Annotated in this window: 24 protein-coding genes; 17 read left to right on the forward strand and 7 right to left on the reverse strand. The window is 45.4% G+C overall.

Translation table 11 applies throughout. From position 1 onward, the window contains the following. Nucleotides 1-8: 8 nt before the first annotated feature. Both L1028_RS15940 and L1028_RS15945 read right to left on the reverse strand, forming a co-directional pair. Nucleotides 9-1,019 carry a permease gene (locus L1028_RS15940; protein WP_234535471.1) on the reverse strand — a complete coding sequence of 337 codons (1,011 nt, stop codon included), beginning with the start codon at nt 1,017-1,019 and terminating at the stop codon, nt 9-11. Next, nucleotides 995-2,023: a CobW family GTP-binding protein gene (locus L1028_RS15945; protein ID WP_234535473.1), complete on the reverse strand. Its 1,029-nt coding sequence runs from the start codon at nt 2,021-2,023 to the stop codon at nt 995-997. The genes L1028_RS15940 and L1028_RS15945 overlap by 25 nt, the downstream gene beginning before the upstream one ends. A gap of 199 nt (nt 2,024-2,222) precedes the next feature. On the opposite strand from L1028_RS15945, the gene rpmG reads away from it, so the two are divergent. The 4 genes from rpmG to L1028_RS15965 all read left to right on the forward strand — a co-directional run bounded on the left by rpmG (nt 2,223) and on the right by L1028_RS15965 (nt 4,948). Beyond that, on the forward strand, nt 2,223-2,372 hold the full coding sequence (gene rpmG, locus L1028_RS15950; protein WP_076283195.1) for a 50S ribosomal protein L33: 150 nt from the start codon (nt 2,223-2,225) through the stop codon (nt 2,370-2,372). Between the two features lie 50 nt (nt 2,373-2,422). Further along, on the forward strand, nt 2,423-3,634 hold the full coding sequence (locus L1028_RS15955; protein ID WP_234535475.1) for a GTP-binding protein: 1,212 nt from the start codon (nt 2,423-2,425) through the stop codon (nt 3,632-3,634). 132 nt (nt 3,635-3,766) lie between these two features. Continuing rightward, on the forward strand, nt 3,767-4,192 hold the full coding sequence (locus L1028_RS15960) for a DUF6157 family protein (protein WP_234535477.1): 426 nt from the start codon (nt 3,767-3,769) through the stop codon (nt 4,190-4,192). A 15-nt stretch (nt 4,193-4,207) separates the two neighbouring features. Then, on the forward strand, nt 4,208-4,948 hold the full coding sequence (locus L1028_RS15965; protein ID WP_234535479.1) for a GNAT family N-acetyltransferase: 741 nt from the start codon (nt 4,208-4,210) through the stop codon (nt 4,946-4,948). Between the two features lie 58 nt (nt 4,949-5,006). On the opposite strand, the gene L1028_RS15970 is transcribed toward L1028_RS15965, so the two are convergent. Beyond that, nucleotides 5,007-5,810: an MBL fold metallo-hydrolase gene (locus L1028_RS15970; protein WP_234535482.1), complete on the reverse strand. Its 804-nt coding sequence runs from the start codon at nt 5,808-5,810 to the stop codon at nt 5,007-5,009. Between the two features lie 147 nt (nt 5,811-5,957). Next, entirely contained in the window at nt 5,958-6,542 is a 585-nt protein-coding gene (locus tag L1028_RS15975) for a helix-turn-helix domain-containing protein (RefSeq protein ID WP_234535484.1), read from the reverse strand. A 164-nt stretch (nt 6,543-6,706) separates the two neighbouring features. On the opposite strand from L1028_RS15975, the gene L1028_RS15980 reads away from it, so the two are divergent. The 9 genes from L1028_RS15980 to L1028_RS16020 all read left to right on the forward strand — a co-directional run bounded on the left by L1028_RS15980 (nt 6,707) and on the right by L1028_RS16020 (nt 12,526). Then, nucleotides 6,707-6,994, forward strand: coding sequence for a Dabb family protein (locus tag L1028_RS15980; RefSeq protein WP_234535487.1), 288 nt, complete (start codon nt 6,707-6,709; stop codon nt 6,992-6,994). A gap of 211 nt (nt 6,995-7,205) precedes the next feature. Then, complete coding sequence (locus L1028_RS15985) at nt 7,206-7,646, forward strand: DUF86 domain-containing protein (protein WP_042186787.1); 441 nt, start codon at nt 7,206-7,208, stop codon at nt 7,644-7,646. A 59-nt stretch (nt 7,647-7,705) separates the two neighbouring features. Further along, the gene (locus L1028_RS15990; protein WP_234535489.1) at nt 7,706-8,371 is read left to right on the forward strand and encodes a helix-turn-helix transcriptional regulator; all 666 of its coding nucleotides are present in this window, start codon (nt 7,706-7,708) and stop codon (nt 8,369-8,371) included. A gap of 100 nt (nt 8,372-8,471) precedes the next feature. After that, a complete protein-coding gene (locus L1028_RS15995) occupies nt 8,472-8,927 on the forward strand; it encodes a YtxH domain-containing protein (protein ID WP_234535490.1) in 456 nt (151 codons plus the stop codon). Between the two features lie 252 nt (nt 8,928-9,179). Next, on the forward strand, nt 9,180-9,986 hold the full coding sequence (gene racE / locus L1028_RS16000; RefSeq protein WP_042193608.1) for a glutamate racemase: 807 nt from the start codon (nt 9,180-9,182) through the stop codon (nt 9,984-9,986). A 260-nt stretch (nt 9,987-10,246) separates the two neighbouring features. After that, complete coding sequence (locus tag L1028_RS16005) at nt 10,247-11,455, forward strand: M14 family metallopeptidase (protein ID WP_234535492.1); 1,209 nt, start codon at nt 10,247-10,249, stop codon at nt 11,453-11,455. 110 nt (nt 11,456-11,565) lie between these two features. Next, nucleotides 11,566-11,817: a hypothetical protein gene (locus L1028_RS16010; protein WP_076283188.1), complete on the forward strand. Its 252-nt coding sequence runs from the start codon at nt 11,566-11,568 to the stop codon at nt 11,815-11,817. 125 nt (nt 11,818-11,942) lie between these two features. Next, nucleotides 11,943-12,245: a HesB/IscA family protein gene (locus L1028_RS16015; RefSeq protein ID WP_042126263.1), complete on the forward strand. Its 303-nt coding sequence runs from the start codon at nt 11,943-11,945 to the stop codon at nt 12,243-12,245. 41 nt (nt 12,246-12,286) lie between these two features. Then, nucleotides 12,287-12,526 (forward strand): YuzB family protein, encoded by a 240-nt coding sequence (locus L1028_RS16020; protein ID WP_042126265.1) that lies wholly within the window; start codon nt 12,287-12,289, stop codon nt 12,524-12,526. 86 nt (nt 12,527-12,612) lie between these two features. Here L1028_RS16020 and L1028_RS16025 read toward each other — a convergent pair whose 3' ends face one another. Continuing rightward, nucleotides 12,613-14,649: an LTA synthase family protein gene (locus L1028_RS16025; RefSeq protein WP_480248027.1), complete on the reverse strand. Its 2,037-nt coding sequence runs from the start codon at nt 14,647-14,649 to the stop codon at nt 12,613-12,615. 137 nt (nt 14,650-14,786) lie between these two features. After that, the gene (locus L1028_RS16030; RefSeq protein ID WP_076283187.1) at nt 14,787-15,926 is read right to left on the reverse strand and encodes a THUMP domain-containing class I SAM-dependent RNA methyltransferase; all 1,140 of its coding nucleotides are present in this window, start codon (nt 15,924-15,926) and stop codon (nt 14,787-14,789) included. A 198-nt stretch (nt 15,927-16,124) separates the two neighbouring features. Here L1028_RS16030 and L1028_RS16035 point away from each other — a divergent pair, with 198 nt between their 5' ends. Continuing rightward, nucleotides 16,125-16,754 carry an O-methyltransferase gene (locus tag L1028_RS16035; RefSeq protein ID WP_234535496.1) on the forward strand — a complete coding sequence of 210 codons (630 nt, stop codon included), beginning with the start codon at nt 16,125-16,127 and terminating at the stop codon, nt 16,752-16,754. 7 nt (nt 16,755-16,761) lie between these two features. On the opposite strand, the gene L1028_RS16040 is transcribed toward L1028_RS16035, so the two are convergent. Further along, on the reverse strand, nt 16,762-17,982 hold the full coding sequence (locus L1028_RS16040) for an MFS transporter (RefSeq protein ID WP_234535498.1): 1,221 nt from the start codon (nt 17,980-17,982) through the stop codon (nt 16,762-16,764). 279 nt (nt 17,983-18,261) lie between these two features. Here L1028_RS16040 and hemE point away from each other — a divergent pair, with 279 nt between their 5' ends. Genes hemE through hemG form a run of 3 tightly spaced genes read left to right on the forward strand, consistent with a single transcriptional unit; the run spans nt 18,262 to nt 21,733 of the window. Then, nucleotides 18,262-19,323, forward strand: a complete 1,062-nt coding sequence (hemE, locus tag L1028_RS16045; protein ID WP_234535500.1) for a uroporphyrinogen decarboxylase — start codon at nt 18,262-18,264, stop codon at nt 19,321-19,323. A gap of 35 nt (nt 19,324-19,358) precedes the next feature. Beyond that, entirely contained in the window at nt 19,359-20,315 is a 957-nt protein-coding gene (gene hemH, locus L1028_RS16050; RefSeq protein WP_234535502.1) for a ferrochelatase, read from the forward strand. Next, nucleotides 20,312-21,733 carry a protoporphyrinogen oxidase gene (hemG, locus tag L1028_RS16055; protein WP_234535504.1) on the forward strand — a complete coding sequence of 474 codons (1,422 nt, stop codon included), beginning with the start codon at nt 20,312-20,314 and terminating at the stop codon, nt 21,731-21,733. The genes hemH and hemG overlap by 4 nt, the downstream gene beginning before the upstream one ends. Nucleotides 21,734-21,757 lie beyond the last annotated feature (24 nt).

The following is a 21,757-nucleotide window of genomic DNA, read 5'->3' on the forward strand; positions in this document are numbered from 1 at the left end:
CTCTATGATTACAGCCATATGGACATGAGTACGGCTCCGATGAATACGCTCGAAAAGATAAGAAAGAACAAATAAAGAGCAAATTTGGTCTTAAACAGCGAGAGTAACATCAATGAATTTTTGAAATCCAGCATCGGCCCAAACACCATAAAAGCGAGCAGGGCTCCTGCTGGAAAAGAATGCACAAAGGTGGAAGCTACAAAGGCATCTGAGGTGGAACAAAGCGAAAGCACAAATGCCAGTCCCATCATGAAAAAATAAGACCCGAGCGGCTTATCTCCGATCGCAGCCAGACTGTCCTGAACCATAAACGTCTGAATGCCAGCGGTCAATAGGCAGCCGATGATTAAATATTTTCCCATCTCAAAAAACTCATCCGAGGTATGCACGAAGATGGCGGCTAACTTTCCTCCGCGAGAATTATTATGATGAGTGTTATCGGTTTCACGCTGAACGCTTAGGCGTATCGGGGACTTTTTCACTGTTGCATAGATAATCAAACCTATAATACAGGCGACAGCAAAGGCTAGACCCATCCGGGCATAGGCCAGTTCCGAGTGGTTGCGAAATGCAGTCAGTGTTGCTCCATAGACGACTGGATTTAGGATGGGTCCGGATAAAATAAACACGATCGCCACGTAGACAGGCATCCCCTTATGGATTAGTCGGCGGACGAGAGGGATCATTCCACATTCGCATACCGGAAAAATAATTCCGAGCAAGCAAGCGAATAAAATGGCCGGAAGCGCCTGCCGTGGAATCCAGCGGGAGATCATTTCATCTGGGATAAAGACTCGAAGCAGCGAGGATAATAAAGCTCCTGCTAATACAAACGGCAAGGCTTCCAGCAAAATCCCGATAAAGCCGGTTTTGAACGTGTCAATGTACGCGTTATCCAGTGGCTCTAGTTGATTTGGCACCCATATAAAACCAACGATAATCAGGAATGAGACGGGTAGAAGCAGCGGCAGTATTTTTAATGGAGATAGGGTAGTCAAGGTGCGAATAAGGCGTTCCACTGATCTGCCAGCAGCTCCTCATCTAAATTTATCCCTATGAATACTACATAAGGCATTCCGGGGTAACGTGACGCCTCCCAGCTCGTACGCATTCCCGCATATTGGACGAGTTGAACCGGTTCCTGTTCGGACAAAAGGATATGCCCTTTGGCACGGAGCAGGTTGTCACCCCATTCTTGAAAGAAAGCCTCTATCCGTTCTTTGGAAGGCATTGCAGTCCCCGCTTGCGGGATGGTTAACGTGATGGCGGTCACTTGGGAAAAAGAAGCATGGGGCTCCTCTTGCCGATCTTTTACAGCTGTAGCTCCCTGTTCTGAATTCATTTGCTTAAGTGTTGCGCCTTTAAAGGTTTGAGGTGCTCGTTGTGGCGCAGGAGCGATGATTTTACGTGGGATGATTCCTGACAATATCGGAGAAAGGTTGATCTCGCTGTAATGGGTATATACGATTTCAGCCTCTGAATTTTGCTTTCGGACACCCTTTTCAATTCGCCATAAGGTTTCGGGTTCCACAAGATCGCTCTTATTAACGACAATGAGATCGGCGGTGGACAACTGCTTGCGAAGAGTTCGAACCAGTTGTTTGTCAGAGGAGAGTCTGCTGTTATATTCCAAGGCGTTTTCTGCATCCAATAAGGTAATCGTAAAATGCAATTCGACCTTTTCCTGTAGAGCGGTTTCTTGAAGTGTTTTGGAAATTTCTTCTGGATTCGCGACGCCCGTAAGCTCGATATAAATAGCATCGGGGCGCCCTCTCAGCAGCACCAGCAGGCTATCTGCCAGATCCTCTTTACGGCTACAGCATACGCATCCATCCAGCAGCTTAGTAACGGTTGTACCCGTGTGCTCTTGCAGAATATACCCGTCGACATCTCTCTTACCCAGCTCATTCATGACTACGCCAGGATTCAGACCTCTTACCTTGCTCTCTTTCAGCAGGGACAATAGCAGAGTTGTCTTCCCGCTCCCCAGAAACCCGCTCAAAATAATTACTGGTATCTTCATGATCTCCACTCCTGCCTGATTCTCTTGGAAATACAAGAATCATATTTTTATATTTCCATCTATACGTGATTTGTCCGCAAGAAAGACCACAAAGTTAAGAGAGTTGGAATTTTTACAAGATCATAGTTGACAGATTGTGAATAAAACGTGTACGATATGTTAATCGTAATTATTACGATTTAAAAAAGGAGATGGAACAATGAGAGTAATCATTACTTTGGCATGCACGGAGACAGGAGATCGCAACTATACCACTACCAAGAATAAGCGAAATCACCCAGAACGTATGGAAATGAAGAAATATTGTCCGCGTCTGAAAAGAGTTACATTACATCGCGAAACACGGTAGGAGCTATAGGTGCCAAACATATATGTTAATCAATGATAGGAGTGATCGGAATGAAAAAAATCCCCGTTACGGTGCTAAGTGGCTACTTAGGCTCTGGAAAAACAACACTGCTAAATCATGTCTTGCACAACCGTGAAGGCTTGAAAGTTGCTGTTATCGTTAACGATATGAGTGAAGTGAATGTAGACGCCAATCTGGTGAAGTCTGGTAATGTACTTTCCAGAACGGAAGAGAAATTAGTAGAAATGTCTAACGGTTGTATCTGCTGTACACTCCGCGACGATTTGATTGTCGAAGTACAAAAGCTGGTTGCTGAAGGTCGGTTTGATTATATTCTCATTGAATCTTCTGGCATTAGCGAGCCTGTGCCGGTGGCACAGACCTTTACTTATGCGAACCCCGAGCTGGATATCGATTTAACTTCTCTTGCTCAATTAGACACGATGGTTACCGTTGTGGATGCGGGCCGATTCTGGCATGACTTCTCTTCTGGCGATAGTCTGATGGATCGTAGTCAAACGGCTGGCGAAGATGATTTTCGCGATATAGTGGATTTGCTCATAGATCAGATTGAAACTTGTGATGTGTTATTGCTTAATAAGTGTGATCTGCTGGAAGAAGAAGAGCTTAACAAGCTTGAAGCTGTGCTTCGTAAACTTCAGCCGACCGCCAAGCTGATCCGTACGGTTAACGGAGTGGTAGATCCGAAGGAGATTCTTAATACTGGATTGTTTGATTTTGAAAAAACAAGCTTGTCCTCCGGTTGGATCACGGAGCTGAATAAGGAGTCGCATACGCCTGAGACGGAGGAATACGGAATATCTTCTTTTGTCTATCGCCGGAGGACACCCTTTCATCCGCAAAGGTTAAGCCTTTTCTTTAGTCATTGGCCAGAGGAAGTTGTCAGAGCGAAAGGAATTGTATGGGTTGCCGCAGAGGGTGATCTTGCAGCGAGTATCAGCCAGGCTGGGCCCTCGATTCAGTTCGGACCTGCCGGCTACTGGCTAGCTACAATGCCTGAGGATCAGCAGCAAGAGGTATTGGAAAGCGAACCTGAAATGAAGGTTAAATGGGATAATCAGTGGGGCGATCGAATGAATGAAATCGTGTTTATCGGTGTTAGTATGGACCCAGCACAGATCGAAGCTAGATTGGATCGATGTTTGTTGACAAAAGATGAGTTGAAGCAGGATTGGACAACGTTTAATAATCCGCTTCCGTGGCCTGTTGAGGAACTCCTTGCAGCAGCGGCTGAGGAATAGAAATTTAGATGAAATAGCAGGTGGGAATCCGGAATCCAGGAGGTTGAGGTTCCGGATTTTTGCTGTGCAATTATAGTGACTATGAATTATCATAGAAGGGATATATTTCAATTAAAAATAGAGGTGATGCCCATGAGTTATACAAACACATTCATACGTGTAGCAGAGGATTGTCCTGAGGAAACGGGAATCCCGCCGATGTCTTGTCGTACACTCCCGCCTGCGCATGTAATTCAATATGAGCTGCTTATTAATGAGCCCTACAAATACAATCATGAAGAGCTTCTGTATGAAGTTCATGTACGCCATAAACAAATTCCGCTAGAAGATCGTGTGACCCGGAGGGAAGAAATATGGAAGGAGCTATTCTCTAGAAACCATCCATGCCTGCGAGCCTCTCTACTTCCGAAGAGATTCGGCTGGGGTGTCCATTACAACCATGAGGGGAAAATAGCCATTTATGGTAAGGAGTCTCCCGAATATGACTATTATACTTCGTATGCTGATGAAGCAGTGAAGCTGCTGCCAGCGATGCGTAATAAGCGGGAACATGGCTAATAAGGAGGAGATAACTTGTATAAAGCGATTGAAGAAATCACACTTAATACTTGGCCAGCGGAGCAGAGTGTTCTCCTGAATGGCTGGGTTCTGCGCACAGCAGCAGGATATACGAAAAGGGCCAATTCGGTCAATCCGTTATATGGAGAAGAAAGCTCTCTTGCGGATCTTACAAACCAAATTAAGCTTGCTGAGCAGTACTATAAGGATGCTGGACTAAAGCCAGTATTTAAAATAACGCCGTATATCCAACCTGCGAACCTGGATGAGGCGCTAGCGGAGCGTGGTTACACAGTTGTCGAGCTATCATCTGTAAGGCTAGTAGAACTGGAGGGATTAGCTGCTCCTGATCTTCGATATGAGATACAAGTTCAGGAGAGCTTGACTGAAGAGTGGTTAAATGCATTTACAAAGCTTTCTGCGCTCTCAATTGATAATCGGAGCACCTTAATTAGAATGTTATCCGCTTCTCTTTTGCAGCAGGGTTATATTCTGTTGTTTAACAATGGCGTTCCTACCGCTTGTGGTCTGGGTATTATTCAGAACGGCTACATAGGTCTCTTTGATATTATCACTGCTTCCGATCAGCGTAGACAAGGTATGGCGGAACAACTGCTGCTTGCATTGCTACACTGGGGCAAGATGCAGGGTGCAACAACCGCTTTTTTGCAGGTTGTACAAGCTAATACTGGAGCTTCGGCTTTGTACGACAAGCTCGGATTTAAGGAGATATATCAATATTGGTATAGAGTGTAGTCTTGAATGATGCGGGGGCATATTGGCTATTTCAGCAAAATGGGACCCCGCAAGGAAATCACACGAACTTACCTTGACCCGGCAACGCCATTTCTTTGAAATTCTTGCACAAATGAGCAAGCTGAGTAGATAATTTTTCACCCTCCATAGGCACCCCGTGTCCAGAGAGAACGATATGAGGATCTAGCAATGCAAGTGTGCGGACCGACTTTTCCGCGTCTTCCCAGTCCGTCGTGAAATAAGAAGGTGGACCGTGCACCACATGATGCTGTGAAGCCACTGCAAATACGGACTCTTGTTTGACTGTAAGAAAAGTGTCACCAGCAATCAGCACCTTATCCTCTGCTCTGAATAAGGAAATATGTCCGGGACTATGTCCAGGCGTATGGATCCATTTCCAGCCCTTTGCTCCGGGGACGGTTCTGTCTTCGGGTAATGGATGTATGGCTGATCCAAGGTCGATGCCATGATGTGAAAATAATGAGGACACCATACTCATCAGCCCGCCGCCTACGGCCGGATCGGCTGGAGGATAATCTGCTTTACCTGTTAGATAAGGAAGCTCTAATGGATGAGCATACACGGGTACATTCCATTCCTCAATAAGCTTTTTCACACCCCCGATATGGTCAAAATGCCCATGAGTCAGGATAATTGCCACCGGAGGCTTCTCATACTTCTCCTTAGCAAATTCTATAATTCTATTTGTGTAAGAGCTAAGTCCCGTATCTACAATGATCCAGTCCGAATTGGGCTGGCCGATGAAAGCGCAATTTACGAACATGGTTCGTAGTCCGATGACACCGGGGGCCACGTCCCAAGTATCGGTGTAGCCTTCAGATAGTATTCCGTCAAGTCTCATCTTACGCCTCCTGTTCCGTTCTTTAGTATTGAACAATGTACCTAAACAGTAGTATGACCTTTTTTCAAGAAAAAAATATGGAAAAAAACCCTTCTCCTAATTTAGGAAGAAGGGCTGGCCTTGGACTTATTAAGCGATAGGATCACATTAGAGCGTTCCGCAGTCTGCAAATAGAATATGTCGTGGAATCCGGAAGAAGGCTTCGGCTTTTTCCTGCAGAGCAGGGGTAGGCAGATGGCTGCTGTGCAACCATTTTCGAAACGTTCCGGGATGAACGCCTATCCAAATACTTACATCGGTTACGGAGAAATCGTAAACCATACAGAGGCCGGTTAGAATCACATTGCTGCGAGGCGAACTGGTAATACTTCTTTTCATAAAACGTGAAGGAGTTGGTTGACATACAATTGGACTCTGACGAATCAGTGCTTCATTGAACAAAATGTGGGGCGGGTACCCGAGTAGGCGGCAGGTCCTGTCAATGTTATTGTTGGAAGGGATACGACCTTCGTATACCCAGGCGCTTACGCTGCGAGAGGAAATACCAAGATCTTCTGCGAGTCGTGAAAGTTTGATATCCTTAGCCATCAATACAGCAAGTAACACACGGTTTCTAATCTGGCTACGCTTTGGACGGCGGAATCTTTTTACACGAACGCCTTGTCCAAGATATTTGCGGTTGATCAGAGACCACGCCTGGATATTATGAGTTTCTTGTTGGTTACTAGGCATAATTCCTCCGATTTTTTAAAAATATACTACAACACTTTCATATACATCGGCAATGGTTAATGCTGCTATTTCTGACATCACTTTTTAAGTTTCTTTCAGAACGCGTACGCTTATGATATATTTTTAATATCTAATTACAATATTACAACAGGGAGCGAGATAGAATGATCAAGCATATTGTATTTTTTAAATTGAAGGACCGGTCCGAAGAAAGCGTTGCGGCAACGGTAGCCGTACTGCGAAATATGGAAGGTAAAATCCCGCAGCTCCTTTCGATTGAAGTGGGTGCTGATATCATTCATTCTGATCGATCCTTTGATATTGCTCTAGTTACGGTGGTAGCTTCTCTAGATGACTTACAGGCTTACCAGGTTCATCCGGCGCACAAGGAAGTTATAGCTCATATTAATGAAGTTAAAGATCTTTCAATTGCTGTGGATTACGTAATTTAAAGCGATCTACTGATTAACAAGCATCATCATTTTATACCGGAAGCGGTGACAGGAATGCGTGAGCTCGAGTATCCAATGGAAGCGTTAACTTATTTGGTCGTTTTTCTTGCGGCATGTTTCATTATGTTCTTCTGGCTGAAACGCCGCGGCAAACGCGGTAAGTAGGGATAATGCAGATTTCTCTAACTATTTTTGACATGGGGGTATAGCTGTGTATTATGTCAACCGCAAACAAATCGAAACCATTCTTGCTCAAATCCCAGATATAACCACGGGTCTTCGGACTGTAACAGCTTCATGGGATGGCAATACTTTAACCGGACTAATACAAGAACGCTGCCTTCATTTGGCGATAGAGGTGGTTACGGACGTTGGTAGTTGTCTGATTGACGGTTTTATTATGCGTGATGCTGGAAGTTATGAGGATATCATTTCAATCATACATGAAGAAAAAGTGCTAGGTAAAAGTGAGATCTACGAGCGATTGATAGAGCTTGTCGCACTTCGTAAGCCGCTCGTGCAGGATTATTTTGCCTGGGAAAGAGAAGCACTACACCCGCTCACACCAATCCTTTCAGAGGTGCTAGAGAAGTTTGCTGTTGAAGTAGGGAATTATTTGGATCAGGAACTTGGGTCCGGTGTAACGCTATAATAGCATAAGATAGAATCATATAAAATAGGCGGTAGCCGTGAAAGAGAGGGGGTTCCTTTATGATGAAGATGGGGCAGGAAAATGGATCGACAAGGCACTTGATTATGACGCTCCTGAAGACCAAAGGACCACTGACCATCGGCGCGCTGGCAGAAGAATTGGGAATTACAGAGATGGGTGTCCGTCGTCATGTGCTTCAGCTGGAGCAGGAGGGACTTGCTAAGACAAAAGTGGTTCGGCAAGCGATGGGGCGGCCTTTACATATGTATTCTTTAACGGAGAAGTCCGAAGAGTATTTTCCAAAAAGCTATCACAATCTGGCATTGGAGCTTCTGCGTGAATTGGATTATGGCAGTGGATTGGAAGCTGTTAATACATTGTTTGAGGGACGCCGTCGCCGGATGCTTACCCAGTATGCACCGATGATGGAACGCCGGAATTTGGAAGAACGAGTAGCTGAGTTATCGTCGATCCAAAACGCTGGTGGATATATGGCAGAGTGGAACCGTGAAGAGGATGGTTCGTATGTCATAAGAGAATACAACTGCCCGATTCGCCAGGTGGCTACCCAATATCGTAAAGCTTGTCAATGCGAGCATAGCCTATTTGAGGAATTGCTGGATGCTAAGGTTACACGAAGTGAATGTATGGCAGAAGGCGGACAATGCTGCCGATACGCAATTGCACCCAAAAATGTAACAGACAAAACTTCTGAAAAGTCGTAATAATTAGTCACAAGACAAACTCCTGCTGCTTATGATATAGCAGATATAGGCATTAGCCCGGTAGAGCGGGGAGCAATGAATTTAAAGGAGAGATGAAACGATGAAAAAGGACACAAAAGGTTTGTTATGGGGAGCTTTAGTCGGAAGTGTGGTTGGATCAGTGACAGCGCTTCTGTTTGCACCTAAGCCAGGTAAAGAGCTGCGCAAGGATATTGCGGAAGGAACAGCTGCTGGCATTGAAAAGGTACAGGGAATTGCCGTGCAGGCTGGAGACAAGAGCGTTGAGCTGTATGACAAAGCTAAGGATTCTATAGGTCATGTTGTACATGAGGTTCGCGAATGGAGCAAATCATGTTCGAATGCTGTAGAAGAAGAAAACACTGCTACTGTAGCAGTAAGTGGAGTTGCTACTGAAGAAACTATTCAAGAGGCAGCGGCCACTTTGGAAGAGGTAACGGAGTTAGAGGTATCGCCTTTAAGTGAAGAAGTAAGCAGTGAAGAAGCTAGTCTTGAAGAAGCTCAGCTAGATGACAAGGACAAGAACGAAATCGCATAATGAAACAGTGGATGAAGTGTTTGGTTTTACGGTCAAAAAGTACTTATTCTCTTTTAATAGCCGCGTTTTCGCATTGGGCGGAAGGTGGCTTTTTTATTTCATTCTTATAGACCTGTTAAATGATGGAACAAGTCTTGGCTTGAACTAAGAGTCCAAAAGGAGTATTATCTGCAATTGGGGCTGAAAGTCAGGTACATTTTGTTTTCGGCTTACATAAGCTACACAAAACAAGTAGAAGGAAGCGGTGTGTTCGTGCAGCAAGCTATAGCAATATTAGACTCAGGTGTGGGAGGGCTAACAGTTGTCAAAGAAGTGATGAGGCAACTCCCGCGGGAGAAAATCATTTATTTCGGAGATACGGCCCGAGCTCCGTACGGACCCCGTTCGACCGAGGAAGTAACACTGTTTACAGAACAAATTGTAGATTATTTGATCCAGTTTAATCCTAAAATGATTGTTATCGCTTGTAATACCGCAACAGCAGCGGCACTCGATTATATCTCAGCCAAGGTCTCTATCCCTGTCATTGGGGTGATTCATCCCGGAGCCCGTGCTGCAATTAGCGCGACCAAAAGCGGACATGTCGGCGTGATCGGTACAATAGGAACCATCGGCAGTGGGGCTTATACTAACGCACTAAAGCAGCTGTCGCCTTTTGTTGAGGTTGTAAGTCAAGCCTGCCCAGCGCTTGTCCCTCTCGTTGAGCAAGGCATGTTCCGCTCAGAGAAAAGTTATGAAATTGTAGAGCAGGCATTGGAAGGCATTAAAGATAATAACATCGATACTTTAATTTTAGGATGCACTCATTATCCATTTCTTGTTGAGCCTATTGGAGAGACCATGGGACCGGGAGTCAAACTGATCAGTTCCGCAGATGAGACAGCTCGTGAGATCAGCACGATTTTATATGATAAAGGCAAGCTGTCTATCGGGGATGAAAGTCCAATTCATCAGTTCTTCTGCAGTGGTGATGCTGAAATGTTTCAGCGAATTGCCCGAGACTGGCTTGGAGAACAAATTAAACGCACCCCAGTAGTATGGCAAGTATCCACGTTATAGGTAGAGCAATCTTGAATTGAATAGGGACAAACTCTACGGAGTGTAAGATAAAATAGGCTGGGAAGCATAATTCCCAGCCTATTTTCTTGAAATATAATAATTATTTTGCTGGGCAACTGGGTGACAATGTTGTTTCTTCTTGTGATTCATTTCTCCTTCATGCAAGGTAGTGGCACTTGCATACAATAGAGTTAAGTGCTGTTTGCTGCTATTTTTGTATCCGCCGTATCAGCAATTTAAGGCCGAGAGGATGAGACCTAATGCGACAATATATTGCAAGCAGGGGAGATACCGTAAGCCGAATTGCCGCCCTGCATGGATTAACCCCTGAGCATGTTATTCAAGGAAATCCATGGGTTGGGAGACAGTCTTATTTATATCCGGGTCAGGTTTTATTTCTGCCGTCTTCGCCACGTAAAAGGTATGCGGTGCAAGAAGGGGACGATCTTGAACGCATAACCTCATTATTCAATGTGAGTTTAGATGATTTGGAGAAGCTTAATCCAGCTGTGACCTCCGGGCGCTGTTGTACACCGGGAAAAGTGCTCGTCATTCCACCTTCGATTCCGGAGCGAATTGTATCCTTGCGTGGAGAGTATGGCCCGGTTGATGTTGAGAACGATATCAGAAGTCTGATAGCACAATATCCTTTTATACAAGCACATCCAATTGGCAGCAGTGTGCTTGGCAAGCCAATTCATGTGCTTAAAATAGGCAATGGAACGCGTCATCTGCATGTTAACGCGGCTCTACATGCTAATGAATGGTTGACCTCACCATGCCTGATGTCGTTCATAGAAGAGTATGCTGCAGCTTATGCTAAAGGTTTGGCATGGAATGGTCATCGTCCAGAAGAATGGTACAATAACTGGACCCTATGGGCTGTACCCATGGCTAACCCTGACGGCGTGGAGTTAGTACAGGAAGGTGTTTTGCCAGGCCACCCTTATTATGCGGACCTTATGAAATGGAACGGGGGACGGCGCAGTTTCCGGCATTGGAAGGCTAATATACGCGGTGTGGATCTCGGGGATCAATTCCCTGCTCATTGGGAAGAGGAACGGGAACGCCGTGGTGTAATGCTGCCCTCTCCGCGTGATTACAGTGGTCCTGAGGCGCTTAGTGAGCCTGAAGCAGCTGCTCTAGCCGCCCTGGCTGAGGAAGCGCCTGGCGAAGCTGCAGTGTCTTTGCATAGCCAAGGGGGAGAGATCTACTGGAATTACCGGGGATACGAGCCTCCTGAAAGCCGCGAATTAGCAACACGGTTGGCCGCTGCGAGTAGCTACCGTGCAGTCGAATTAAGTGGCAGCGATGCTGGATATAAGGATTGGTTCATCCAGACCTTTCGCAAACCAGGATTTACAGTAGAGCTGGGGATAGGCAAAAATCCGTTACCACTGGCAGATTTTGAGGATATGGCGCTAGAAACGGGTCTAATTTTGGGAACGATACTATCCAATGTGAAATAATTATGAAACAATTACAGTAAACTTGCGTAAAATAAACCATAGGGTATGGCCGCTGTCGTCACTACACGTTATCCGCGGCTGTATCCTTTTTACTTGGGAGGAGGGCCACTATGAAACTGAAAAAACTGCTGTCACTGAAACAATGGTCTACTATCTTTAGTAGTTCCTGGCGATATGTGATCTCCCCTAAAGTCGCAATAGGGGACAAGCTTTTATTCACAATTCCAGTGCTGCTCTATTGGGTGTTGCCGGATTTCATGCCTTTTTTACCGATCGATGATATTGGTGTGACGATGCTTCTTATGGGCTGGTTCGTGTCACGGATGGGACGAAAATACCCGGCACTTCAGGCCGGAAAATAAGGCAGTGAAGTGAGATCTACCTCGGATTGTGTATCTAATTTGTTAATATAGTTGCTTTTAGATATCATTTACCTTTAAAATAGGTAATTGAGTATTTAATTTAAGTACTAGGAGATGGATGATAGATGAAGGTCAAAATTACCCGCAATGCGGCTAAAGTGATAAAGAAACAAATGGAACTTGAAGGAAACAGCGAGTTGAAGCTTCGCGTAGCGATTACGCATGCTCACGGTGATCATGCTCACTACGGACTGGATTTGGACACGCCTAATGAGAATGATGTTGTAGTCTCGACAGATAAAGAAATCGATGTTATTCTTGATCCGAATCAACCGCTCCTTGATGGTGTGGTCGTTGATTATTTATATCTTCCTGAAGAAGGTTTTGTCATTACTAATCCGTCTAAAGGTAATCACGGCGATCACTAAACGTTTCGCCTTAAATTTGGGACATAAAGAAGGGTTGCTCCATGGCTAACGATATACAAGTGTGCGATGAATGTAATTTTATGAAATTGAAGAGTATCATACCCAAACTGCAAAAGATGGCGCCTGATGCAGAGATCAAGGTCGGCTGTAAGTCGTACTGTGGTCCATGTGGAAAACGGGCCTTTGTATATGTTAATGGTCGTTATGTGAGTGCTCCAACAGAGGAAGAAGTGTTGAAGAAGGTAGAAGCTTTTATCAAGCAACCGGCCGTTCAGAAATAATGCAGAGGTCTTATCCATCAACTTAAAAAGCCCTAAACCCGTGTTGATGACGGAGTTTAGGGCTTTTTGTTTATAAAATGAAACTTTTATGGTGCAGATTCTTCTTTTCGGAGCATCTTGATGCCATCGTATTTCATGATATCGTCTGAGATTTGCAGTCGTTGCTTACTTGTCTCGAACCCGGTGCTGCACCCCGCAACGTCAATGGCTTCGCGGCTGTCGAGGCTATAACAGATGCCGCTGTTGAATTGTCCATTTTCACTTGGAAGATAGGACCGGTTCGCATCGGCAAAGGCCCCGGTTCGCAGTGTTACAAGTCGCTCTTTGCCGCTGAACAGATTATTACCCATGAGATAATAAGGATCTTGTGAGATCCCCAGCAGATGGAGTAAAGAAGGGGTAAGATCCAATTGACCAGCCGGATTAGAATCAATTACCGAGGTGTTATTACCCGGCAGATGAATGAGCAATGGAACTTGATGCATAATTTGATGCATGTCGAGCTTACTTAAGCTTTTACCAAGAAATTGTTCGTAATAAGAGGTATCTTGGATCGAGTTATCATGATCACCATAAAAGGCAAGGATCGTGTTATCCCACAACCCACGCTGCTTCATATCACTCACCAATTCACCTAGAGCTTCATCTGTATAATGAACAGCCTGCAAATAATCTCCGAAGATGGTACCTTTAAACTCCCCGGCATCAAGCCCTTGCTTAGCCGCAGGTAGAGAATATGGGTGATGACTAGATAGTGTAGTCAAAAAAGAGTAAAAGGGCTTCTGGATCGATTCTGAAGAATCCATAATATTTAGGGACTGCCGCAGGAATGATTTATCTCCCAATGACCAGCCTAGGGGCTCGTCGATCTTAAAGTCTTTTTTGCTATAAAAATGGTCATACCCCATCGCCTTATACATAATCTGCCGGTTCCAGAAGCTTCCTTCATACGCATGGAAGGCATTGGTGCTATAGCCCTTGGACTTCAAAATGGCAGGTAACGTGTCAAATTGATGATCCGGGTAACGGACAAATACTGAACCGGAGACCAGCGGATACAGTGAACCATTCGTGGCAAAATCGGCATCGGAGGTTCGTCCTTGTGAGGTCTGATGATAGTAATTGCTGAAGTAGGTGTTCTCTTTGATTAGAGCGTTCAAATTAGGTGTGACCTCTTGGCCATTGATCGAACGTCCCACTACAAAATTCATAAAAGCTTCGGCCTGAATAACAACGATGTTGCTTCCGCTGTATTTTCCAAAGCTGTCGTTAAGAGCACTTTGCTCAGCATTGAGTTCATTAAACCAGAGCTTCATGGAGCTGGCTTCCTTTTGTGAAAGCTCAGGCTGCGGGCCTAAATGATCTTTGGCATACAAGTAAATATCATAACCGTGAAATCCAATGAGTCCTGTAACGTTATACATCGCCAAGCTCCACCAGTTACCAGTGAATAAACCCTTGGCCCACGTAGTGGCGTAAGAGTGAATAGGACCAAAGGTCAGAATGCAGCCTAATACCAATGCAATGACCCCGTTAACGCTCCGTTTTAGTTCTCTCATTAAGCGTGAAGAGGGACGGGAATGACTCGTGCGAGCATGATAGGAAGGCTGTCCATTATTAGAGGTAGGCGTGTTCCGACGGAATAACACTACGCAAATGGTGTAAATCAGAAATAGAAGCCAATCCGCGAACAAGTAGAGATCAGAGGGACGGAGTAGTGCGAAGATACTTCCGCCAAGTGCATCCATCTGTCCGGCTTGAAAAAGAACGGGAACTGTGATGAAATCCTGAAAGTAACGGTAGTAAACAATATCAGAATAAATAAGTAATGTCAGGAGCACGTTTATGATTATCAGGGCTATGGTTTGTCCACGTCGGGGGAGCCATAACACCCAAAATGATAACAGCATAACTGAACCGAGAGCAATCAGCTTGTCGAGACGGTTCATATCAATATTAGGGGCATGCAGGCCGCTATGAAGAAACATTAGCTTAGCCAGCATAATACCAAGAAAAAGGATGTAACCGATATAGCGGGAGCGGACAATAGTGACAATTCTGCTCGTTATGGACGAACTGCTCCTAGTAAATGGACCTCGTGACACATTAAAGCCTCCTAGCATTGTAAATGAGTATGTAAGAAGAAACGGACACCGTCCTCAATCGAGGTAGATGTCCGTTCTTATATTTCACGCATAAACGCTTACCGTCCTTATAAGGACGCCGAAGGCGTTCATGCTTGGCGTAATTGTCTTCCGAATTATTTCGGATTTCTAGGTGGAAGTGGACCCAAGTATTGATAATATTGACACTCAATACGTCCGTTATACAGCTTACGACGCTTGTCTGCTTTACGGCCGTAATATTGTTCGAATTCCTTATAGGGACTAATCGCGAAGAATGACCAAGTCGGTAGATAGAGCATCATTTCACCAAACTGGCGAGTCAGCTTCTCCACCTCTTTATCATTACTGATCCGTTCACCATATGGCGGGTTGGTGATGATACAACCATACTCACCTTGGGGTCTTGCTTTGGCGGCAGCCATCACAGTGAAGGTAATCTCTCCGGATAGGCCGGCGCTTTTAGCGGCGGCTTCAGCAATTTCTATGGCAGCAGGATCGATATCAGTGCCAGTTAGCTGCAACGGATAATCGTCTCGCACGGCATCGAAAGCTTCTTCGCGAGCTTCTTCCCACAGATACTTAGGAATGACTGGCCAATGTTCTGAAGGGAAGGAACGACGTAGTCCCGGTGCGATGTTCCAAGCGATCATCGCGGCTTCAATCAACAATGTTCCCGAACCACAACATGGATCATATAGCGGACGGTGGCCATTCCAGCGGCTAAGCTGGATTAAAGCTGCGGCCATCGTTTCCTTCAGTGGCGCTTCTGTAGCCTGTCTGCGGTATCCACGTTTGTGAAGAGCAGGTCCGGTGGTGTCTAGCGTGATAAGCGCGATATCGTTTAACAAAATCACTTCGATCACATATCGAGGTCCGTTCTCTGGGAACCAGTCCGTATGATAGGAGAGCTTCAGCTTCTCGACGATAGCTTTTTTGACAATCCCTTGGGAAGCGGGTACACTCGTTAGTTGTGATTTATGGGATCGTCCTTCAACCGGAAATTCTCCATTCTCTGGTATCCAGTCTTCCCAGGGAAGGGCTTTAACACCTTCGAATAATTCATCAAAGGTTTTAGCGGGGAATTGGCCCATTTTTACTAATACACGGTCGGATGTACGCAGCCATAAATTACAGCGACAGATGTCGATATAATCACCACTGAACAATACACGACCGTTCTCGACCGTGGTCTCATAACCCAGTTCGTTTAATTCGCGTGCTACTACAGCTTCTAATCCCATAGGGGCAGTAGCGATTAATTGTAATTTGCTCAAATACTCTCAACTCCGTTTAACTTGTAGATAAATACAAAAAGCCAGTACAATAAGAAAAGCCATTACCATAAGAAAAGCATCCATACAAGTATAGGGGAATGCGGGACACTTCACAATGCCCGGCATTCCATAAACCATAAAATCTTCCCCGTCATCCCTTCATTCGAGAAAACGGGGCATCATCAAAGGAGAATTTTTATGCTTACCCAAGAAGAATACAGTGAACAACTTTATACCGAGGACGAAATTCTGCTTCAAGTAAAAGAAGCCATCGTCCAAGCAGGTATGCCGGAGGTATCTGTCGAGCCGGGGTACGGAAGACTGCTCACTATGCTTGTTAGACTGTCCCGCTCCAAGCATATTTTGGAGATTGGCGCACTTGGCGGCTACAGCGGGATTTGCTTATCTCGCGGTTTCGCTGCGGGTGGTCGGCTAACCTCACTAGAGCTAAGGGCCGATTATGCCGAGCTTGCTCGCCGTAATTTAGAACTGGCCGGATTTGGAGACTCTACGGAGTATAGAATCGGTCCTGCTATGGAGAGCCTGAAGCTACTTGAAGCAGAGGGTGCTAAGTTCGATTTCTTTTTCATAGATGCCGATAAGTTGAACTACACTAACTACTTGGAATATGCCATCAAGCTGGCTAACCCAGGAGCGATTATTGCTGGTGATAATATCTTTCTCCGCGGTCGGACGCTAAATACAGATCGAAATGGACCCGCCATTATGGCAGTACGGCATTTCAATGAAATGATCGCCACCGATGAACGTCTGATCAGCACTTGTCTGCCAGCCTATGATGGCTTGGCGCTGGCTATGGTGAAATAGCAAATGATTAGCGGAATAACCGTGGCGGAGTAGCCTTGTATAGCTTAAGCCGGACCCATATGGTGTTTAACAGCAACAAGCTTCCCGAGATGATAAACAGCCCCTCAATACCAATATAACCAGATAGAAAGCCGCCTATGATAGCTCCCAGCATGTTGCCCAGTGACAAGGTGCTGCCGTTGAAGCCGAATGCGCGGCTTTCTTTCCCGTCTGGGGTATAAGAACGGATAAGTGCATTAACGCTGGGCAATAGACCGCCCATAAAAATCCCCATAAGGAATCGGACAATAATTAACTGCCACACGCTAGTAACGAATGCTTGCGGAATCAGGAACAGTGAGGCCCCCATCAACGCGTAGGTCAGAATGCGATGTGCGCCTACTTTGTCACTCAGCTTGCCGAGCAAGGGGGAAGCCAGCATGTTGGAGATCCCTGTAACTGCGCTGACCATTCCGGCTAAAAAGGCTATATTCTCAGCGGGCCCATTTAACTTTTCAACATAAAGTGGCAGCAAGGCCATGGGGCTGATCATTGCAAATTGCAGCAAAAAGGTTACCCCAAACAGCGCCGGGAGCTGAGGGATTTTAATCAATTCCATTAAGCCCTCCATTACTGAAACCTGTGGCTCTTGTGCTGCTTCTGCACGATCAAATTTCTCTTTAACGAGAAATAATGCCAGCAGAGAGGCGATGAAGAGCAAGGCGCCAACGACATAAAAGATCGGACGAAATCCGATTAAATCAGCAAGGAAACCACCAATAAGTGGTCCAAGAATGGTACCTGCAACAGAACCAGACTGCATCAGCCCCATCGAAAATCCCATACGTGCTTTCGGAGTAGTACCCGAAACGAGTGCGATGGAAGCGGGATTGAAGCCGGAAATTGTACCGTTCAGCAGTCGCAGTAAGAGCAGCTGCATAGGGGATTGTGCGAAGCCCATCAATACCATAACGATAGCCATACCAAAGCTGGAGCGCAGGAGCATGATTTTACGTCCGTATTTGTCAGCAAGTTTCCCCCATAGTGGCTGAAAAATGAAAGAGGTTAAAAAGTTTGCGGCAAAAATAAGACCCGCCCAGATCCCAATTTCATGCTCACCCTGAACTCCAAGATCCTTAGCAAGATACAAGGTCAGGAACGGTGTAATCATCGTCATTCCGGCATTTACCAAGAATTGTCCGAACCAAAGCACTAAGAGGTTGACCTTCCATGTCTCCCATTTCTTCAAAGTGCTTTCACTTCCTTTCAAAGAATTTCAGAAAATACATGATTCACAGAAAAATAGACATTTTATCAGTATATCATTTTTTTAGCTTCAAAAGTGCAATACATGTCATAGTAATGTCATAGGATTGTCATTCCACGATCTTCGTTTTGCTTGTTACAACCTTTTAAAAAGGGCATAATAGTAAGTATGTCGATCAAGCATAAACGCCTTCGGCGTCCTTACTTAAGACGGTAAGCGTTTATTTAAAAAAATCTTATAAAATATAATGGAGATCTTATCATGACCTACAACGACACTTTTATCCGCGCCTGCAGAAAGCAGGATACGGAGCACGTTCCCGTATGGTACATGCGGCAGGCCGGCCGTTATGATCCCGAGTACCGTAAAATCAAGGAAAAGTACTCATTGCTTGAAATCTGTAAACAGCCTGAGTTGGCGGCTGAAGTAACCTTGATGCCTGTGCGCAAGCTAGGTGTGGACGCGGCCATTCTGTATTCGGACATTATGAATCCGGTCGCTTCTATTGGTGTGAAGTTTGATATCGTCAAAGATATTGGCCCTGTGATCGAGAATCCGATTCGCTCTGCAGCAGATGTCGAGAGACTGAAGCCCATTGATGTTGAAGGCGATCTCGGACATATTTTGGAGACGATTGCAATTCTGGATAAGGAGCTGGACGTGCCCTTGATTACTTTCGCAGGCGCACCGTTTACAATTGCCAGCTATCTGATCGAAGGCAGACCTTCCAAAGGATATATTCGTACTAAAGAGCTAATGTACAGTGAACCCCGTGTCTGGGAAATGCTGATGGACAAGCTCGGCGATATGATTATCGCTTACCTCCGCAGTCACGTGCGTAGTGGCGGAAAAGCGTTTCAATTGTTCGACAGCTGGGTCGGTGCCCTTGCGCCACGCGATTTTGAAAAGTATGTGTTACCGACGGTTTCTCGTATTTTCTCCGAATTATCTGATCTTGATGTACCGAAAATATACTTTCCTGGTGTAAGCTCTGGAGAATTGCTGCCGAGTCTTACGAAGCTTCAAGCGGATGTAATCGGGGTGGACTGGCGTGTTAGCTTGTCCGAAGGTCGACGTAGAACGGGTGGTAAGTTTGCGATTCAAGGTAACCTGGATCCATATTTACTTACAGCGCCGATGGATGTCTTGAAGGAGCACGCGAAAGATTTAATTGATGAAGGGGTACAAGAGCCGGGATATATCTTCAATCTAGGTCATGGCTTATTCCCGGAGGCTTCCTTAGAGAAGCTTAGAGAATTAACGGAATATATTCACGAATATTCACAAGAAGTATTGAAAGAATCAGCCAAACTGCGTTCTTAAAAATAGCCTATTAAATCTATAAGGGGATGGAATCCGTGACAGCAAAAATAGGTGTTCTCGTCATGTCGTATGGCACTCCTAAAAGCTTAGAAGACGTTGAAGCATATTACACTCATATTCGGCGAGGTAATCCACCGACAGCGGAGCAGCTTAAAGAATTAACAGATCGCTATGAAGCGATCGTCGGGGGTGTATTCCCGCTGCGGGAGAACACAGATCGTCAAGTAGCGGCATTACAGGCAGCACTAAACGCGGATAAAGCTGGGGCGGATGTTGAATTTGTCTGCTATCAGGGGTTGAAGCATACCTATCCGTTTATTGAGGACGGCGTCGAGGCGATGGCGAAGGACGGCATTACCCAAGCGGTTGGTGTTGTACTTGCCCCTCACTATTCAAGCATGAGCGTGGGTGGCTACATCAAACGTGCTCAGGAAAAGGCTGATGCATGTAAGATCGACATGGGGTTTGTGGAGAGCTACCATATGCACCCAGTATTGATCGATGTTCTAAGCCGGAGAGTAACTGCGAAAATTGATCAATATATCGAAGCAGGCGCTACTCGCGATGAGATAAGGGTATTATTTAGCGCGCATAGTCTTCCAGAGCGTATTCTAGCTATGGGGGATCCTTATAAAGATCAACTATTGGAGACCTCAAAGGCTATTGCAGATCAAGCGGGGATAACCAATTGGCAGTTTACATGGCAAAGCGCTGGACGGACGGCTGAACCATGGCTTGGACCAGATATTCTGGATACACTTAAGCAGCTTAGCAAGGAACAGGTAGAGTATGTTCTAGTGGCACCGATCGGGTTCGTATCCGATCATTTAGAAGTGCTGTACGACCTCGATATCGAGGCAACAGCCGTAGCTTCAGAACTGGATATGCGTCTTATGCGGATTGAATCATTGAACAGCGATCCTGCGTACATGTCCGTATTGAGCGATGTTGTTCATACAAGACTGAATCAAATGGCGGCCGGTCAGTCATGACTGGTCCCTCTAGGCGAATTGTTATCATAGGCGGTGGGCTGAGTGGACTCAGCACCGCCTTTTACATTCGTAAGTTTTACAAAGAAGCTGGCATGAAACCTGATATTGTACTGCTAGAGAAAGATAAGACTCTTGGTGGGAAGATCGAAACATTGCACCGGGATGGATTTGTGATTGAGAAAGGCCCGGATTCTTTTTTAGCTAGCAAAACAGAGATGATTGAACTGGCTAAGGAATTAGAGCTAGATCACGAGCTGGTGAGCACAAATCCAAAGGCAGAGAAGACCTATATACTACAGCGTGACAAGCTCCATCTTATGCCTCCCGGTCTTGTGCTTGGAATTCCTACTGAACTAAAGCCATTTCTATCAAGTGCTCTGGTTTCATTCGGTGGCAAAATACGTGCGCTGATGGACTTGATCCTTCCTCCTAAGCGGAGTAATGACGATGAATCCCTCGGACAGCTGATTGAGCGACGTTTAGGTACTGAAGTGATGGAGAATTTGACCGAACCGTTATTAGCCGGTATGTATGCTGGGGATTTACGCAAAGTCAGCCTACAGGCTACTTTTCCACAGTTTGGGGAAGTAGAGCGGCAGTATGGTGGTCTTATTCGTGGAATCATCAAAGAACGGAATTCGACTAAGACAAATACGAGCACAAAGAACAGCACTTTTCTGACATTTCGAAAAGGACTACAAAGTCTCGTGCATGGCTTGATTCATGAACTGCATGATGTAGAACAGCGAACTGAAGCTGCGGTGGTCTCTATACATGCTACAGGAACTAAAGCTTCTCGTTATGATCTAGAACTGGAAAGTGGCGAACGGCTGCTTGCGGATGAAATATATATCACCACACCAAATTCTTTTGCTGCCGAACTTTTGCGTCCACATGTGGATGTTTCAGCACTCGATGCGGTAAATTATGTATCGGTTGCGAACTTAGTCATGGCCTTCAACAAGAAGGATATCGTAATTGATGATGCTGGAGCAGGTTTTCTTGTGCCGCGTAAGGAAGGGCGCAATATTACTGCCTGTACATGGACTTCTACGAAGTGGCCGCATACGAGTCCAGATGATAAAGTGCTTATGCGCTGTCATGTAGGCCGTTCCGGAGATGAGCAGAATGTTCAACTTCCAGATGAGGCCCTTACGGAACTAGTGAGTAAGGATTTAAGAGAGATCATGGGCATTACAGCGAAACCTATATTCACGGAAATTACTCGTTCGGAACATTCGATGCCACAGTATCCTGTAGGACATCTTGATAATCTTTCTAAATTCCATAGGGAGCTTGAGACAAAACTTCCTGGGGTATATGTCTTTGGAGCTGGATATGATGGAGTGGCAATGCCCGATTGTGTTAAGCAGGCTAAGCTTACAGCACAAAGCGCTGCAAAACGTATATCGATTTAATTGTACATTTACGGGAGATCTAGA

It is taken from the genome of Paenibacillus pseudetheri, assembly GCF_924513355.1.
Taxonomy (GTDB): Bacteria; Bacillota; Bacilli; order Paenibacillales; family Paenibacillaceae; genus Paenibacillus_AQ; species Paenibacillus_AQ pseudetheri.